The 17594-nt window shown below is 47.9% G+C and carries 15 protein-coding genes; 5 read left to right on the plus strand and 10 right to left on the minus strand.

Annotated features, from left to right (window positions below; all coding sequences use genetic code 11):
- From cyoB to cyoD, 3 genes are read left to right on the plus strand one after another with little or no spacing between them, the layout of a single operon-like run.
- Entirely contained in the window at positions 1-1998 is a 1998-nt protein-coding gene (cyoB, locus tag GJU87_RS06475; RefSeq protein WP_153638779.1) for a cytochrome o ubiquinol oxidase subunit I, read from the plus strand.
- Between the two features lie 14 nt (positions 1999-2012).
- A complete protein-coding gene (gene cyoC / locus GJU87_RS06480; RefSeq protein WP_153638780.1) occupies positions 2013-2624 on the plus strand; it encodes a cytochrome o ubiquinol oxidase subunit III in 612 nt (203 codons plus the stop codon).
- Positions 2625-2668: 44 nt separating this feature from the next.
- A complete protein-coding gene (gene cyoD, locus GJU87_RS06485; RefSeq protein ID WP_153638781.1) occupies positions 2669-2992 on the plus strand; it encodes a cytochrome o ubiquinol oxidase subunit IV in 324 nt (107 codons plus the stop codon).
- Positions 2993-3114: 122 nt separating this feature from the next.
- Here the strand turns inward: cyoD and rsgA are convergent, their stop codons facing one another.
- Together rsgA and GJU87_RS06495 are read right to left on the minus strand one after the other, a co-directional pair.
- Positions 3115-4185 (minus strand): ribosome small subunit-dependent GTPase A, encoded by a 1071-nt coding sequence (rsgA, locus tag GJU87_RS06490; RefSeq protein WP_153638782.1) that lies wholly within the window; start codon positions 4183-4185, stop codon positions 3115-3117.
- A gap of 35 nt (positions 4186-4220) precedes the next feature.
- The gene (locus GJU87_RS06495) at positions 4221-4571 is read right to left on the minus strand and encodes a helix-turn-helix domain-containing protein (RefSeq protein WP_153638783.1); all 351 of its coding nucleotides are present in this window, start codon (positions 4569-4571) and stop codon (positions 4221-4223) included.
- 230 nt (positions 4572-4801) lie between these two features.
- On the opposite strand from GJU87_RS06495, the gene GJU87_RS06500 reads away from it, so the two are divergent.
- Entirely contained in the window at positions 4802-5239 is a 438-nt protein-coding gene (locus GJU87_RS06500) for a cupin domain-containing protein (RefSeq protein ID WP_153638784.1), read from the plus strand.
- Positions 5240-5708: 469 nt separating this feature from the next.
- On the opposite strand, the gene GJU87_RS06505 is transcribed toward GJU87_RS06500, so the two are convergent.
- The 5 genes from GJU87_RS06505 to GJU87_RS06525 all read right to left on the minus strand — a co-directional run bounded on the left by GJU87_RS06505 (position 5709) and on the right by GJU87_RS06525 (position 11352).
- Positions 5709-6920, minus strand: a complete 1212-nt coding sequence (locus tag GJU87_RS06505; RefSeq protein WP_153638785.1) for an aldo/keto reductase — start codon at positions 6918-6920, stop codon at positions 5709-5711.
- Positions 6921-7207: 287 nt separating this feature from the next.
- Positions 7208-7564, minus strand: a complete 357-nt coding sequence (locus tag GJU87_RS06510) for a hypothetical protein (RefSeq protein ID WP_153638786.1) — start codon at positions 7562-7564, stop codon at positions 7208-7210.
- Positions 7565-8429: 865 nt separating this feature from the next.
- On the minus strand, positions 8430-9041 hold the full coding sequence (locus tag GJU87_RS06515; RefSeq protein WP_153638787.1) for a hypothetical protein: 612 nt from the start codon (positions 9039-9041) through the stop codon (positions 8430-8432).
- A 102-nt stretch (positions 9042-9143) separates the two neighbouring features.
- A complete protein-coding gene (locus GJU87_RS06520; protein ID WP_153638788.1) occupies positions 9144-10004 on the minus strand; it encodes a DUF4435 domain-containing protein in 861 nt (286 codons plus the stop codon).
- Positions 9997-11352 (minus strand): AAA family ATPase, encoded by a 1356-nt coding sequence (locus tag GJU87_RS06525; protein ID WP_153638789.1) that lies wholly within the window; start codon positions 11350-11352, stop codon positions 9997-9999. Before GJU87_RS06525 ends, GJU87_RS06520 begins: the two co-directional genes overlap by 8 nt.
- Positions 11353-11977: 625 nt before the next feature.
- Here GJU87_RS06525 and GJU87_RS06530 point away from each other — a divergent pair.
- Positions 11978-12691, plus strand: a complete 714-nt coding sequence (locus GJU87_RS06530; RefSeq protein WP_153638790.1) for a DUF6261 family protein — start codon at positions 11978-11980, stop codon at positions 12689-12691.
- A gap of 1274 nt (positions 12692-13965) precedes the next feature.
- On the opposite strand, the gene GJU87_RS06535 is transcribed toward GJU87_RS06530, so the two are convergent.
- The 3 genes from GJU87_RS06535 to GJU87_RS06545 form a co-directional block, all read right to left on the minus strand.
- Positions 13966-14979, minus strand: coding sequence for an aldo/keto reductase (locus GJU87_RS06535; RefSeq protein WP_153638791.1), 1014 nt, complete (start codon positions 14977-14979; stop codon positions 13966-13968).
- Between the two features lie 769 nt (positions 14980-15748).
- Positions 15749-15907 (minus strand): hypothetical protein, encoded by a 159-nt coding sequence (locus GJU87_RS06540; protein ID WP_153638792.1) that lies wholly within the window; start codon positions 15905-15907, stop codon positions 15749-15751.
- A 481-nt stretch (positions 15908-16388) separates the two neighbouring features.
- Positions 16389-17402 carry an aldo/keto reductase gene (locus GJU87_RS06545; protein ID WP_153638793.1) on the minus strand — a complete coding sequence of 338 codons (1014 nt, stop codon included), beginning with the start codon at positions 17400-17402 and terminating at the stop codon, positions 16389-16391.
- Positions 17403-17594 lie beyond the last annotated feature (192 nt).

Consider the following 17594-nt stretch of genomic DNA (forward strand, 5'->3'; position numbering starts at 1 on the left):
ATGTTTGGAAAGTTGACCTTATCGGATATACCGTACAACGATCCGATCATCATGGGGGCCGTGGTTAGTTCCACGTTTTTAGCCCTAATAATTATCGGCTTAATAACCTACTTTAAAAAGTGGCCGTATTTGTGGCACGAATGGCTGACCAGTGTCGATCACAAGCGTATTGGTGTGATGTACATCATCCTGGCGCTGGTGATGATGCTGCGTGGTTTTGCTGATGCCATTATGATGCGTGGACAGCAGGCGATGGCAGCCGGACCTGATCCGGGCTACCTGACGCCGCATCACTACGACCAGATTTTCGGTTCGCATGGTACCATCATGATCATCTTCGTGGCGATGCCTTTTGTGATTGGTTTGATGAACCTGGTAATTCCTCATCAGATTGGTGCACGTGATGTGGCCTTTCCGGTATTGAACTCGGTTAGTTTCTGGCTGACGGTTGCCGGTGCCGGATTGATTATGATTTCACTCGGTGTGGGGGAGTTTACCAATACCGGCTGGTTCGGAATTGCACCTCTTTTCGAAAAAACATATAATCCCGGAGTGGGGGTCGACTACTGGATGTGGGCCTTCCAGATAGCGGGGGTCGGGTCGCTCCTTAGTGGGGTGAACTTCCTGGTGACCATCGTGAAGATGCGCGCGCCGGGCATGACATGGATGAAAATGCCGTTGTTCACCTGGACAACCCTGACCACAAACGTATTGATGATTCTGTCGTTTCCGGTGATTACGGGTGCACTGTTCCTGCTGACGCTCGACCGTTACCTGGGCATGCACTTCTTCACTAACGGAATGGGGGGTAATATGATGATGTGGAACAACCTGTTCTGGATGTGGGGTCACCCGGAAGTATATATCGTGGTACTGCCGTCCTTCGGTATATTCTCAGAAGTGGTAGCAACGTTCTCACGTAAAAAACTCTTTGGCTACGTATCGCTGGTTTGGGCGACTGCAGCCATTATGATTCTTTCTTTCACCGTATGGTTACACCACTTCTTTACCATGGGTAACGATACGAATGTGAATATATTCTTCGGAATAGCGACGATGGCGATTGCGATACCCACCGGGGTAAAAGTGTACGACTGGCTCTTTACCATGTACCGGGGGCGTATTACGTTTGCCACACCGATGTATTGGGTCCTGGGCTTCCTTACACTCTTTGTGATTGGAGGAATGACCGGAGTGCTGATGGCGATTCCGCCGGCTGACTTCGTTGTACACAACAGTTTGTTTCTGATTGCTCACTTCCACAATATGCTGATCCCGGGCGCCTTGTTCGGTTATTTTGCCGGATTTGCCTACTGGTTCCCGAAAGTATTCGGTTTCCATCTCGATGAGAAGTGGGGCAAGCGCGCCTTCTGGGGATGGGCTGTCGGTTTCTTTGTAGCATTTATGCCGCTGTATGTACTCGGATTCATGGGAATGCCGCGTCGTATGGCACACTATGATAACATGGCATGGCAACCCTGGTTGATTGTGGCTGCTGTAGGTGCCCTGATTGTTGGTGCCGGTATTCTGTCGCAGTTGATTCAGATTTATATCAGTATTCGTGATCGGAAGAAAAACGTCGACTTGACCGGTGACTCCTGGGAAAACGGTCGTACACTGGAGTGGATGAGTTCTTCGCCGCCTCCGGTATACAACTTTGCCGTGATTCCGAAAGTAGATGAGCTAGACGAATGGTGGGCCATGAAAGAGAATGGTACCGCTTATCAGCGTCCCGCTGAATATCACGACATTCACATGCCGAAGAATGTGGCTCGCGGACCGATTATCGGTGGTCTCGTACTGGCCTTTGGATTTGCCATGGTTTGGTACATCTGGTGGTTGGCTATTGCTGCCATGATTGGTATCATCGCTACCGTGATTATCGGCTCATCACACGATGATGAGGAATATGTTATTCCGGCTGCCGAAGTGAAACGGATTGAAGACGAGCGTTTCGAGCAACTGGCCGCCGCCATGGAAGAAAAGAAGAATAACTAAAAAATCAGACAGTAATGAATACTAACGTTTCACAAAACGCAGTACATACAGCAGACGCGGAACATCCCAATCATGCTGAAATCCGGACTTTCGGATTCTGGATTTACCTCATGAGCGATCTGGTTCTGTTTTCCGTGCTCTTCTCGACCTATGCGGTAATCGGTTTTAACAGTGCCGGCGGCCCCACAGGAAAAGATTTGTTCGACATACCTTACCTGTTTATTGAGACCATGTTCCTGTTGCTGAGTAGTGTGGCTTTCGGCTTTACGATGATTGCCATGCACAACAACAAAAAGCAACGGGTTATCATTGGCTTAATCGTCACCGCCTTGCTGGGACTTGGCTTCATCGGGATGGAGATTCACGAATTCATTTCGATGATTGGTGAAGGAGCCGGACCTGATCGCAGTGGATTCCTTTCTGCCTTCTTTACGTTGGTTGGAACCCACGGTGCCCACGTAACCTTCGGACTCATCTGGATTGCTACCATGATTGGGCAGATTGCCAAATCGGGTATCACCGAAGGCATCAGCTCCCGTATGATGCGCCTCAGCCTTTTCTGGCACTTCCTCGACATCGTCTGGATTGGCGTATTCAGCTTTGTTTACCTGTTGCACGTTGTGTAACGCCTTTGACGAATTTGATTGTAAAAAATTAAAAAAGACATATTATGAGTCAAGCACATAACGAAGAGATGGGAGCCAAGATTACCACGAAAGCCTATGTCGTAGGTTTTATCCTGGCCTTGCTGCTTACCATCGTATCATTCGGAATGGCTATGAGCGGAGCGTTCAGCCGCACGGCGACCATTGTGGGATTGTTTATTGCAGCCTTTGCCCAGATGGTGGTACACCTGCACTACTTCCTGCACCTCGACCGTTCGTCGGCGCAGCGCTGGAACGTGATTGCCCTGCTGTTTACCGCCCTGCTGCTGTTTATCTTCGTAGGCGGAACGCTTTGGGTAATGTACACGCTCAACGTACGAATGATGTAAAAAACATACAAGATCAACGGGAAGGGTACAACTTGCTTGTATCCTCCCGCTGCTTTCCATTGATTATTGTTCGAAATCATTTGTAAAGCAAGGACCGCTTTCTCGAAGGCGGTCCTTTTGTTTTAACGCCCTTTATTCTTCATATCCTTCTTCTGATAGTCTTTCAGGATTTTCCCGAACTGTTTATCTTTTTTCCGGCGTTCGGCTACAGTCGATTCGAAATGGTTTTTCTCGCGTTCCATCTTCATGTAATTCTCATATGCCTGTTCCTCGATTTCGCCTTTTTCGACGGCTCCGAGAACAGCACAGCCTGCCTCGCTGGTGTGCGTGCAATCCTTGAAGCGGCAATGTTGCGCCAGACTCATGATATCATCAAACGTGGTTTCCAGGCCGCTGGTGGTATCGGCGATGCCTACTTCGCGCATGCCGGGATTATCGATGAGGATGCCGCCGTTTTCGAGGATGGTTAACTCGCGGTGACTGGTTACATGCCTTCCTTTGTTTGTGCTTTTGCTGATAGCATCGGTCTTCATGCGGTGTTGCCCCGAAAGATTGTTTAACAACGTTGATTTACCCACGCCCGACGAGCCCAGCAGGCAGTACGTCTTTCCTTTTTCGATGATGTTGTTTAAGGCCTCGTATCCCTGGCGCGTTTCGTTGCTAATGGCCAGTACCGGGACATCTTTGATGCGGTGATTAATGCTCTCTTTTATTTCAATTATTTGTTGCTCATCGATGAGATCGGTTTTGGTGAGTACGATAATGGGGCTGACGTTGGACGAATAGCAGATGGTTAAGTAGCGCTCCAGGCGGTTAAGATTGAAATCACGGTCGACGGCCTGCACCAGGAAGGCATAGTCGATGTTGGCGGCGATCAACTGCACTTCGCCGGAGTGGGAGACTGCCTGCCGCTTCAACACGGAGGAGCGGGGCAGTAGCTGGTGAATGATGGCGAAATCTGCATCATAAACCGTCAGGGCAACCCAATCTCCCACGGCAGGGAAATCCTCGCGGCCTTGAGCCGTAAAGCGCATGTTCCCGGTGATTTCGGCTTCATATTCGCCGTCAGCGGTGCGGACGGTGTATCGTTCTTTGTGTTCGGCCACAACCCGGCCAATTTCGAATTGCTCAAGTTGCAGCTCTTTTCTGATGGTTTTCATTTGGGCTGTATAGCCCAGGTCAGTTAGGTTCATGTCGGTTTGTTGTTTGCTGGCGCATCTTAATCCTGTTAAGGTACGCTCTGTTGTCCGGTAATTTCATTAAAATGTTCCCGTGCCCACTCAATCATCATCACGAGGGCCGGCATTAGTTCTTTTCCCGTTTCGGTTAACGAGTATTCCACGCGGGGCGGAATTTCCTTATGCATTTCCCGGTTGATCAAGCAGTCCTCTTCCAGGCGCTTCAGGGTACTGGAAAGCATCTTCTGCGAAATGTCTGGAATGGCGTTGTGCAAATCCTTATAGCGCATGACGCCACCTTTTTGCAATGCTCTTAGAACTAACAGTGACCATTTGTCGCTCATTCGGCTCAGAATATTCCGGACGGGACAGGTCGGGAAGTTGATATCAAGTTCTCTCATGTCATTGTTTTAACGCTATTCAAATTTAAAAAATCTCTTTTAGAGAGTAATATCCGGATTGAGACGTTACAGTTGAAATGCAGAGAAATTTTTTTGAAAAAAAATAGTCTTGGTAAAAGGCAGGAAATCAATAATTCTAACCAGATAGGTGCGTAACGAACCCTCTTGCTCATATTGGCCCGATCCCTGAACTTTGAGCTACACTCAATCAATAAACGGAGGATAAAACAATGAAAGAACTGTCAGTAAAGAACGTAGATGCTATCGAAGGCCAGAAGATGAACCGCAATGGAAAAGAATTCACCATCAAACCGGTTATTCCTGCCGAAGAGGTTAGCAAGTGCCGGGTGAATTTCGTTGAAGTGGAACCGGGGCACAGCGCGTTCAGTTATCATTACCACGAAGTAAACGAAGAGGTATTTTACATCATCAGCGGAGTTGGTATCGTTCGCACCATCAATGGCGATGTAACGGTAAAAGCCGGCGATGCCATTACCTTTCCTACCGGTGAAAAGGGCTCGCACGTGATCCGTAACGGCTCGGAAACCGAAAAGCTGGTGTACATCGATTTCGACACGGCCAGTACCGCCGAGGTGGTGCATTTCCCCGATATGAAGAAGGTGATGGTGACAGGACCTTATTCCAAAGGGATGTATGACGAAGAGTGATTACCGCCACTGGTGTTGCTTAATCGGTTTATCTATTCATCCCAAACCTTCTCGTCTGACGGTCCGCGATGGACATCTGGCTTGAACATTCTTCTCCTCCCCAAATGGGGAGGCAAGGTGCGGAGAGTAAATATTGTTTCTGCAGCGCTATGATATCCTTTTTAATCCCGCAGGGATGACATGTTGGTAGCCCCGGGTGTCAACCCGGGGATGAGGAATGTGTGAGATAAAAGCGCTCGCGCGGTAGATTTGATTGGAAAGGTTACGCTGTTTCGAGCGGAATAGAGTGGACGTAGATAAGAGCAAAACAACAGAAACCCTAAAATCAATTAACAATGAAAAATGAGTAATGAGTAATTAAGCGGTCTAAATTCTAATGTCTGCTGTCTAATGTCTTCTTACAAACAACAGCAACCGCTCAGCCCAACCTGAACCCCTTCTAACCTGTAACCAAATCCGGCTGGATGCTTTATACGCTCAACAAATCAATCGGTACATCCTTCAGCCGGGCAATGTCCATTACTTTGTTGCGGACATCGAAGCGGGAAGCACAATTGACGTTGCAGACGTCGCACAGGTGGCAGGGATTGTCCGACAGGTCGACCTCGGCCAGCGTATGCCAGGCCTGCTCCAGGTTCTTGTAGCCGTAAGCATACATGTAGCTGCGCATAATGGTCGGGATGTCGAGGTGGTGCGGACACTGCGGAACGCACTGCTGACATTGCTGGCAATACAGCCCATAGGCGTCATAGCCGGAAGTCATGCCCAGCTCCTTCATCTCCTGCCCGGACATCTTCAGGTTCTGAATCATCTTCAGGTTTTTCTGCACCAGCTCCACCGAGGTCATTCCCGATACGATGGAAGAGATATTTTCATTCTGCAACACCCATTTCAGCGCTGCATCGGTGTTGATGGACGGACCGGTTTTGCTGCGGGCGGCTCCGGCGGTAGTCTTCATGGCCACGATGCCCATGCCGGCTTTCGCTGCACGATTGATGGCGGTGTTCAACTCTTCTAAATTCTGGGTTTTGTAGTTGTAGCCTATCATCGCCACGTCGTACACGCCCGATTCGGCTGCTGCGTTGAGCGCCTCGACCGTGCCGCCATGTGAGGCAATGCCCACATACTTCACCTTGCCTTGTTTCTTCAGTTGCTCGAATGTTTTCAGCACGTCCTCATTCAGGATGGTCTCTTTCTTCGAGGCAAACGGCAATAGCACAAAGTCGATGGTTTCGAGACCGAAACGTTTGAGGCTGGCCTCGGCACTTTTCATGTACTTTTCGGCAGTAAAATCGCTGTTCAGGGTGCCGGCGCCTTTGTTCATCTCATTGGGAATGGCAGCGGTGCCTACCAGGAAGCTGTCGCGGGGCAGGCCTTTCAATCCTTCGCCCACGAGGATTTCATTGTTCCCACGGCCATAGTAGTTGGCAGAGAAAAACAGCTTGACCCCGGCTTCGTAAGCAGCCTTCACTAATCCCGGCGAGGTGACGCCACTGGTCCCCATGCTGATGAGTGGTGTGTGTACGCCGGTTTTGCCCAACGGGCGGGTAGGCAAGGTAGCTGGTGAGTTATCAACGGTTTTTCCGGAGGCATCGAGGCTGGTGCCCGAGGCGAGCAGGGCAGTTCCGGAGAGGCCCATGATACTTTTCTTCAGGAAATCACGACGGTTGTTTGTTTTCATAGTCCGGTTTTTTGGTGTTTTGCCGATTCAATTGATCATTGGTTTGTCTGAAACAGTCTGGCTCCCATAACGGAAGCTGGTAGTTTGGTTTGGGCTCGTCCGTTTTCGGTGGGGCAGGCGAGCCGTACCTTTTCGGTTAAGGTTTGTCTATTGGTGAAAAACGTCTGTTCCGAAAGTGGTGGCCCAACGTTCAGGAAAAGATGAATTTAAAGATACAAATAATCGTGATTTATCTGAATAGAATGACAATTCGTTATACTCACGGCAAATCGCTTTCTAATCAATATCTACTCATCCCAACCCTTCTCTAACATAGAGTAGGGCTCGCGACACTGCAGGATTTCAGCGACTCGGTTCTGACGCGAAAGTCCTACTGTAAATGATTGGAAACAACCGTTGATTGAAGCACCAGCCGAACCCGTCTTTACGTAGTAGAGAGGGGGAATCCGAATACCATTCGGATGGGGTGAGTAGATGAAATAGTTTTGCAGTGCTGAGGTATCCATCCCAATCCGGAGCATCGGGACGGGGCTACCGATATGCCAACCCTTCGGGCTTAGAATGGCGAACCGGTACAATTGGGTTGTTCGTTTTTGCGGTGCCTTCGTATAATGAGGTCCATGATTTGGATTCTTAGCTATCATGTGGGTATCGGAAATAATCCCGTATATCGTTTCGCCCCCTCAATCCCCCAGCCCGGGGGAAGGAGGTCACGACGCCGCCCCGGGATGAGGATGTGCACACATGAAGCGCTCGCGCGGTAGATTGGATTGAAATGGTGTGGTTGTTTCGAGCGGAATGGTGATGGAGCAGCATTTATTTCTTGTCCTCAAGCCGGACGGGCGTTCTTGTCCTTTTGTCTTGACACAAAAGGACGAAAAGGTCAAGTCAAAGTGATCCTTCCGCCCGCGTCATGATTTTGTCTTTTCTGACCCACTGGCCAGAATTCCCACACAAAATCATTCCCGCTCACTCCTGCCCTGTGAAATATGAGTTTGATTTCACAGGGGCTGCCCGGGCGACTTTGACGGGCTCGCGCGCGTATCGCCTGACGGCGATGTTGGGGATGGTATCGGCGTGTAGGGTCAGGACATGTCCTGACTGTATTTGTACCCAATTCCGGGTTTGTATCTGTGGCGCAGGAACGTCGGCGTTTCAATGTTGGTTGGAATGTGCGCCTCTTGAAAATCGGATACGCTCTCTTCTTGGGGCGGCGTTGTCACGACTATCGTCGTTGACTCCTTCCCCCAAGCTATGGAATCACAGGCCTTCAGACTGATAATTACAACAACCACGTAGCCTAACCTGAAACCTTCAGAGCAATGAGTAATTAACAATGAGAAATGAGTAATAAAAAATACAATACGGCTGAACCTGAAACCCTTAAATCAATGAACAATTAGTAATGAGAAATGAATAATCGAGAGTACGATTAGGCTAAACTTCAAAACGCAACTTGAAACCTGAAACTTTTTAACAGCAGGAACAACAACAACAAAAGAAACCTTTTTACAAATCCCTCAGCACGTCCGTGCCGCGGATGCCGGGTTTGTCCTTCAGGTAGGTGTAGATTTCGTTGTCGCTCATGTGGTAGGCTTCTTTCAGGCCGTTGATGATGGTGCGCAGGTAGTTTTCGCCGGGCGGGTTGATGGCTTCCGGCTGGGGAGTGGCGTGGGTGAAGGTGAAGATGGGATGGCCGTTTTTGTCGCCGAGGTAGAGCAGGTTGCCGTACCACCAGGTGGGGTGGATGATGAGGGAGCCTTGTTCGATGGCTTTTTCGAGGTCGATGTGCAGGTTCCCGTAGAAGTCGTTTTCCTGCCGGATGATGTCGATGAATTGCCCGGCGGTGATTAAATACATGCGTCCCAGGGTGTGGGCCTGTTCATTGGGTTCGGTGCCGGTGAAGGCCACGCCGCCGTGTTGCCAGCTGCCCGATTCGCGGGCAAAGTAAAGCTCCCGGTTAATGGTGATGTTCTCCTTTTCCGTGGGGAGGGTGGTATCGAAACAGCCGGGCTGTGTTTTGGCAGAACCTTCCGGCTGCCCGCCACGGATGTAGCAGTGAAACCGGCTCTCCAGCATGTTGGAACCGTAACTGGCGTAGTAGATGTGAGAGCGCTGCATGGATCTATTTGCAAATAACAATTGAATTCTTAAAATATTGAGAATGAGCTATCCTTCTTTAATTTACAATATTTTACTTACTTCCCCATTGTAGTGAAAATCTTAGGAGCATATTGCTTTAAACAATCCATATTCCTCTAGATAATCAGGCTGAATAGATAATATAACAGCTCTTTCAAAGGTACTTAATTTAAAATTTGGAGTGTTCTTGATTTTATTAATGTAATTGAACAATACTTTGATAAAATCATGTCCATTCATATTATATTTAATATCAGGATCCATTTTTTTTCTAACTTCATCAATGAACTCCTGTATTTTTGTTGAGATTGTCATTAATCCATTTTTGGTTATGTATTTTGACAAATAATTGTCAAAATCGAAATTGCAAAGGCCAGTTACTTTGTCAATGGGCATGTTATTTTCTATTTTGGGGAATTCGTGATTTAGTTCGAATTTGTGATTAACCATTCTTAAAACAAATAGTCCCCAAAGGATTTTGCTAACTTCTTTTAGAATTACGTCAGTATCGATTGGAAAATTCCTTATTCCAATTTTTATAATTTTTTCAATATGCCTGCGACAATAAAAATATGACTCCATGCAGGAATAGTCGGTGTATTTTAAGTGTTTATTTTTTTCAAATTCATTGATAATACCGTCAAAGTCTTTGTCAACAATACAGGTTATATTAGTACTAATTTTATTCAAATCTAAAATTCTTGATAATGCAATTAACTTATCTTTATTAGATCTCAAATTCAAATCCGAAAATTTCGCTTGCAATTCGGATAAATCTATTGTGTCAATCTCAATAATGTTTATTTCTTTGACCCTTTTATACTCGCAATAGTTCTCGATTATGAACTTGTCAGTTGGACCCTCAACATATATATCTACTAATTCTTCTTCAAAAGAATAAATTGCTACCAGTTCCTCCAGTTCTCTTTTTATATCAAACATTTTGGTCAATTAACTTTGATGTGTTGTTTTTATATGCAGATAACAGCTCGAATGAATGCGTAGCGAGAATAAATTGAATGTTTTTATCTGCACTAAATGTTAATAGGGTTTTAATTAATTTTCTTTGCCATTTTATATTCAAAGAAATTTCAGGTTCATCGATTATAAAGAAAGTTGCAACTTCAGTGGAAGTTATTGTGTTAATAAGCAGCAATAGTAGTTGTTTTTCCCCGCTAGATAACCAACTAAACTCGAGTGGTGTTCCGTTTTTTTGTTCTATGTCAAATCCAGAATTTAAGTTGAAACTAATAGACTTATTTGTAAAATAATCATTTACAGTTTCTATAAATAAGTTGATAGTTTTTTCAACTACCTTTAATGCTTCCAGTTTTGCATTTATGCCCTCAAGAAAAGGTGAAATTACTGTGTTTAAAAATTTTATTTGTTCTGTTTTTCGTGCTTGTTTTATTGAACGGCGAATTTTTTTTGTGTCGAATTCATCTATTAGCCCTAAATCTACATATGAAGGCAATAATTTATCCAGTTTATCAAGTTCTGCAAGCAGAATGTTTTTCTCCGTTGTAGTTGTTTCTGTATCAGAAAGTGTAATGTAATTTTCTATGATGTCAGAAAAAATTACTTGGGAGTTTTTTTCACCAACTTTTGAGCCGGAAATAACTTTGCTTCTAACCCAATCAAGCAATCTTTCTATTGCATGCTCTAGGGATATACTGCTTTCATCGTCGCTTTCTTTATTCGAACCTCTTTCAAAATCTTTGTGAGAAGCTATTTTGGTTTTAAAATAAAGGTTGATTGCATCCCTCGTTTGACTTCTGGAATGTTTGTCAGACGTGATTGTGTCTCGTATTCTTCTATCATCGGACAAATAGAACGCAGCTATATTTAATCCTTTTATGTAATTAATAATCTCATCAAATTTTATCCCTGTTTCAGATTGAGGTTCAAACATAATAGCGTTATCTTGATCTGCTACAAGAAAAACTGATTTTATTTTTTCCCCATTTTCAGAAATATAGTATTCGTATGAGCCTTTTTGTCCATTCTCCCTTGAGGCTCCAATTTCAATGCCATTATTAAAGTGAATACTGAATTTTTTAAATTTAGTCTCTGCAATGCTTGATTTATAACCGCTTTTGTCTTTAGTAGACAGTAGATAGAAAAATAAATTTAACAATGTAGTCTTACCTGTTCCATTATCGCCATACACTAATAAGAGTTTGGATATGTCTTGTTCATCGCTATTCGGGAGAGTGTATGTATAATATCCAAAAAGCTCTTCAATATAAACTTTTGATACTGAAAGAGAAGTTTCTTTTTGTTTGTTCATATTAATGTTTTTTAGTTCTAATCATGAATGCCTATTGAATTTTTTCAACGTCGTTATTTTTTATTGAAACGATGTTTTTGTTCCTTCTTTGGTTCTAATAATTATTGTCTTCACCTCATTTTGCCACTGAAAGTACTCATTTTTTCATCATCAACATAATAATTGCGCTTTGAAGATTTGTTCAAACGTTCGCCGGGCAAAAGTGGGGGCGTTCGAGTATTCGAAAACCCTCGCTGGCGAAAAAGGACGGCTTTCGAGTTGTCGAATGCCTCGCCCAAACAAAAAGTGGAGCTTTTCGAATTGTCGAATGGCCTGCCCAAGCAAAAAGTGAACGTTTTCGAGTATTCGAACGGCTTCCCTGAGCAAAAAGAGAGCTTTTCGAGTTGTCGAACGGCTTCCCTGAGCGAAAGTTGGACTTTTCGAGTATTCGAATGACTAAAGGATAAAGGCGGAGATAAATGAATGTGTTGATTTTATCTCATTTATGTCGAAGAACATCAATGGATTGTGATAATTTTATCATAAATTAGTAATCAGTTAAACAACCGGACAGTCGAAGCCCTAACTAAATTTTTGAAAATGGTTCAGTTAACCTTTTCTTACGTCGAATTAAAAATTTTCTACCATGCTTAAGAAAATAAGTTCTAATAGCCGCTCTACGGAAGTAGGTGCTGTTACGAGTCGTATAATCAAGGTGTACAATAACGCCAACCTAACTACCGACAGCCATTTGGACGGAATTATCACCGGACTGTCGACAGAAAATAATCTACTCACCAAAGCGGTGGACCGCTCGAAGGCGGAGTCGCAGCTGGAGGAGAAGGATGAGGTGCGCGATGATAAAATTCACTCGCTCTTTCAGTTCGTGCAGGGACAGACTGTTCATCCCGACCCGGCTATCCGGGCGGCTGCGGAAACGCTGATGGTTGTGTTCAATAAATACGGCCTGACCATCGTAAATGATAGCTATGATATCGAGACTACGCTGGTGAAGTCGCTGCTCGACGACCTGGGCGAGGAAGGGCTGCAGGCAGCCATCACGGCGGTGGCAGGTACAGCCGAACTGATTGCCCAACTGCAGGCCGCACAGGAAGATTTTGAAGATTTCAGGGCGGTGTACCAGACCGAGAAGGGGAAGGAGAAGAAACTGGAGAGTGCGACCACCATTAAGAAACGGATGGTACGTACTATTAACAATCAACTGGTGGTGCACCTGCGGGCGATGGGGAATGTGGATGAAGCGCTGTACGGCGATTTCGTGAGAGCGGTATCGACCGTTATCGCCGAGAATAACGAAGAGGTGAAGAAACGCCGCAAAAAGCCGGAACCGGCTGCATAATACCGGCCTTCGGGCCAGCTACCTTTGGGTTACGACATTATTGGTTTGTCTTATTAGGGGCTAGTGTATAGCCGTCCGCCTCACCGCAATGGTGGGGCGGATTTTTTATCCGTCACCGGATGGGGTGACGCTATGCTGGCGTCTCATGCTATCTCATGGATATCTATTATTTCTTTTGTCCTCAGGCCGGACGGGCGTTCTTGTCCTTTTGTCTTGACACAAAAGTACCAAAAGGTCAAGTCAAAGTGATCCTTCCGCCCGCGTCATGATTTTGTCTTTTCCGGCCCACATCCCTGAATACCCGCACAAAATCAATCCCGCCACCGCTGGCCCGGGCTACTTTGACGGGCTCGCGCGCTTATCGCCTGACGGCGATGTTGGGGATGGTACCGACATGTAGGGTCAGGACATGTCCTGACCGAATTTGTACCCAAATCCGGGTTTGTATTTGCGGCGCAGGAGCGTTGGCGTTTCAATGATGGTTGGAATGTGCGCCTCTGGTTTGTCGCGTGTATTCTGTCCCTTGGGGCGGCGTCGTCACGACTATCGTCGTTGACTCCTTCCCCCAAGCTATGGGATTACAGGCCTTCGGCCTGACGGGCCGGGCGACTTTGACGGGCTCTCGCGCGTATCGCCTGACGGCGATGTTGGGGATGGTACCGGCGTGTAGGGTCAGGACATGTCCTGACCGAATTTGTACCCAAATCCGGGTTTGTGTTTGCGGCGCAGGAGCGTTGGTATTTCAATGATGGCGGGAATGTGCGCCTCTGGTTTGTGGCGTGTATTCTGTCCCTTGGGGCGGCGTCGTCACGACTACCGTCGTTGACTCCTTCCCCCAAGCTGTGGAATCACAGGCCTTCAGCCTGACGGGCCGGGCGACTTTGACGGGCTCTCGCGCGTATCGCCTGACGGCGATGTTGGGGATGGTATCGGCGTGTAGGGGCAGGACAGGTCCTGACCGAATTTGTACCCAAATCCGGGTTTGTATTTGCGGCGCAGGAGCGTTGGTATTTCAATGATGGTCGAAATGTGCGCCTCTGGTTTGTCGCGCGTATCCTAACCCGGGGTGGCGTCATTCCGGTTGCACCGAAATGTCTTACCCCGGGCTATGGGATTACAGGCCTTCAGCCTGACAACCAAAGCAAATTCGAAGCTCAACTTGAAACCTGAAACCGTTCCAACCTGAAACAAAATAAATCCCCATCCGGGCGGAACCAGACGGGGATGATGTATATGGAATTGTTTTGGTATTCTATTTCTGCGGAAGCGACGGGTTATTTCCGGTCGGCTCCCTGTCGGTCGAGCATCCAGCCGGGATATTCGGGTGCCAGCTGGCTCACTTCGTCGAGTTGAGCGAGCTCGTCGTCGGAAAGCTCTACTTTCACCGAGGCGAGATTGTCGGCCAGCTGCTGCGGCTTGTTGGCGCCCACAATCACGGTAGTGACAGCTGGTTGATGTAACAGCCACGCCAGGGCAATCTGTGCTACGGTGACATCTTTGGCGGTGGCGATTTCGCGCATCACATCGATGATGTCGAAAGCTTTGTCTTTGTTCACCGGCGGAAAATCGAAGGTGGCACGGCGTCCTTCGCCCGATTCCACATCGCGGCCGTATTTACCGCTCAGCAAACCTCCGGCCAGCGGACTCCAGACCATCAGTCCCAGTTTCTGATCGAGGAGGAGTGGCACCAGCTCGCGCTCGAGGTCGCGTCCGGCAATGGTGTAATAGGCCTGCAGCGAAACAAACTTGCTGAGGTGCTCTCGGGCCGAGATACCCAGCGCTTTCATGATTTGCCAGGCGGCGAGGTTGCTGCACCCGATGTGGCGCACCTTACCGGCTTTCACCAGTGAGTCAAGTGCGTCGAGGGTCTCCTCGAGCGGTGTCAGCGCGTCGAAGCCGTGAATCTGGTACAGGTCGATGTAATCCATATTCAGCCGTTGAAGGCTCTCGTCGGCCTGCTGCAGGATGTGTTTCCGGCTTAGACCGGAGTCGTTGGGACCTTCGCCCATCTTGCCGCGCACCTTGGTGGCGACGACCAGATCACTGCGGTTGAGTCCTAAATCGCGGATGGCCTGTCCGGTCATCTGCTCGCTGAGGCCTTCGCTGTACACGTTGGCCGTGTCGATGAAGTTGATGCCGCCGTCGACGGCCTGCTTCACCAGTGAGTTGACCTGTTCCTGCGGCAGGGTACCGATGGCTGTCCACATGCCGCGTCCGCCAAAGGTCATGGTGCCGAGGCACAGTTCCGATACTTTTAATCCGGTATTTCCTAATAAGTTGTACTTCATGATACGTCTTTTTTGTTAGTTATCTTTTTAGTGTGGAATGTTGTTTTGGCGCTGTTCATTGGTGTAAACTGCCGGAAGGGCCGAAAGGTTGAATGAGGTAGGGATTGTTTTGATTCTTTAACGTTTTTCTTATGCTTTTGGTGAAACTAAAGAGGGAAGGTGGAATGTTGTGCTGTGGAGGCGGGATTGAGATACAAATTACGCGAATTAAAGCTAATTACGCTAATTGTGCTTCGAGGTTGCTTTGAAGAAAGGATTCACACAGATTGGCTCCACTGATGGACACGGATTTTCTACTCTTAAACGGGATGTTTAATTAGCCCCAGCGGGGTGTAATCTTAGTAGCCCTGGACAAGGAGGAACGACGTCACCCCGGGATGAGGATGTGCGCGCATGAAGCGCTCGCGAGATGGTTTTGATTGAAATGGTGGGGCTGTTTCGAGCGGAATGGTGATGGAGCAGCATTTATTTCTTGTCCTCAAGCCGGACGGGCGTTCTTGTCCTTTTGTCTTGACACAAAAGGACGAAAAGGTCAAGTCAAAGTGATCCTTCAGCCCGCGTCATGATTTTGTCTTTTCTGACCCACTAGCCAGAATTCCCGCACAAAATCAATCCCGCCACCGCCGGCCCGGGCGACTTTGACGGGCTCTCGCGCGTATCGCCTGACGGCGATGTTGGGGATGGTATCGGCGTGTAGGGGCAGGACATGTCCTGACCGTATTGGTACCCAAATCCGGGTTTGTGTGTGCGGCGCAGGAGCGTTGGCGTTTCAGTGATGGCCGGAATGTGCGCCTTTGGTTTGTGGCGCGTATCCTGCCCCGGGGTGATAACCCCGGGCTACAATCATATCAGCCCTTCGGGCTTTGAATGGCGAACCGTTATCATCGGGTTGTTTGTTTGTGTGGTGCCTTCGTAAAATGAGGTCCATAATTTGGATTCTTAGCCATCATATGGGTATCGAAATAATCCCGTATATCTTTTAGCCCCCTCAATCCCCCACCCGGGGGACTTTGGGCCAGTGGTTGTGATGTGGGTTCGTGTTGTGTTGTTGCAACGAAATATTTATTAACCGATTCGCTTTGATGTGATTTCAGGGAAGGCCTTCAGCCTGACGAACGTAATAGCTGCAAAGTGCAAACCTGAATATTGGATACCGAGCGGCCACGATATATCGTGGCCCTACAGCGTTGGCGCAACCTGAAACCCTAAAAACAATTAGTAATGAACAATCGAAAAACCATTCTTGTCGTCTAAGGTCTAATATCTTTCATCTCATGTCTTTTTTCTTCTGCCTTAAAACTTAAAACTTTTTCCAACCTGAAACAAAATAAATCCCCATCCGGGCGGAACCAGACGGGGATGATGTATATGGAATTGTTTTGGTATTCTATTTCTGCGGAAGCGACGGGTTATTTCCGGTCGGCTCCCTGGCGCTCGAGCATCCAGCCGGGGTATTCGGGGGCCAGCTTGCTCACTTCGTCGAGTTGGGCGAGTTCGTCGTCGGATAGCTCTACGTTCACCGAAGCGAGGTTGTCGGCCAGCTGCTGCGGCTTGTTGGCGCCCACAATCACGGTAGTGACAGCTGGTTGATGTAACAGCCACGCCAGGGCAATCTGTGCCACGGTGACATCTTTGGCTGTGGCGATTTCGCGCATCACATCGATGATGTCGAAGGCTTTGTCTTTGTTCACCGGCGGGAAATCGAAGTTGGCACGGCGTCCTTCGCCCGATTCCACATCGCGGCCGTATTTACCACTCAGCAATCCTCCGGCCAGCGGACTCCAGACCATCAGTCCCAGTTTCTGGTCGAGGAGGAGCGGCACCAGCTCGCGCTCGAGGTCGCGTCCGGCAATGGTGTAATAGGCCTGTAGTGAAACGAACTTACTGAGGTGCTCGCGGGCCGAGATACCCAGCGCTTTCATGATTTGCCAGGCGGCGAGGTTGCTGCACCCGATGTGGCGCACCTTGCCGGCTTTCACCAGTGAGTCAAGTGCGTCGAGGGTCTCCTCGAGCGGTGTCAGCGCATCGAAGCCGTGAATCTGGTACAGGTCGATGTAGTCCATGTTGAGCCGTTGGAGGCTCTCGTCGGCCTGTTGCAGGATGTGTTTCCGGGATAAACCGGAATCGTTGGGACCTTCGCCCATCTTGCCGCGCACCTTGGTGGCAACCACCAGGTCGCTGCGTTTCAGTCCTAAATCGCGGATGGCCTGTCCGGTCATCTGCTCGCTAAGGCCTTCGCTGTACACGTTGGCGGTGTCGATGAAGTTAATGCCGCCGTCGACGGCTTGCTTCACCAGTGAGTTAACCTGGTCCTGCGGCAGTGTTCCGATAGCTGTCCACATGCCGCGTCCGCCAAAGGTCATGGTGCCGAGGCACAGTTCCGATACTTTTAATCCGGTATTTCCTAATAAGTTGTACTTCATGATACGTCTTTTTTGTTAGTTATCTTTTTAGTGTGGAATGTTGTTTTGGCGTTGTTCATTGGTGTAAACTGCCGGAAGGGCCGAAAGGTTGAATAAGGGAGGGATTGTTTTGATTCTTTAACGTTTTTCTTATGCTTTTGGTGAAACTAAAGAGGGAAGGTGGAATGTTGTGCTGTGGAGGCGGGATTGAGA

Source organism: Prolixibacter sp. NT017 (assembly GCF_009617875.1).
Classification (GTDB): Bacteria; Bacteroidota; Bacteroidia; order Bacteroidales; family Prolixibacteraceae; genus Prolixibacter.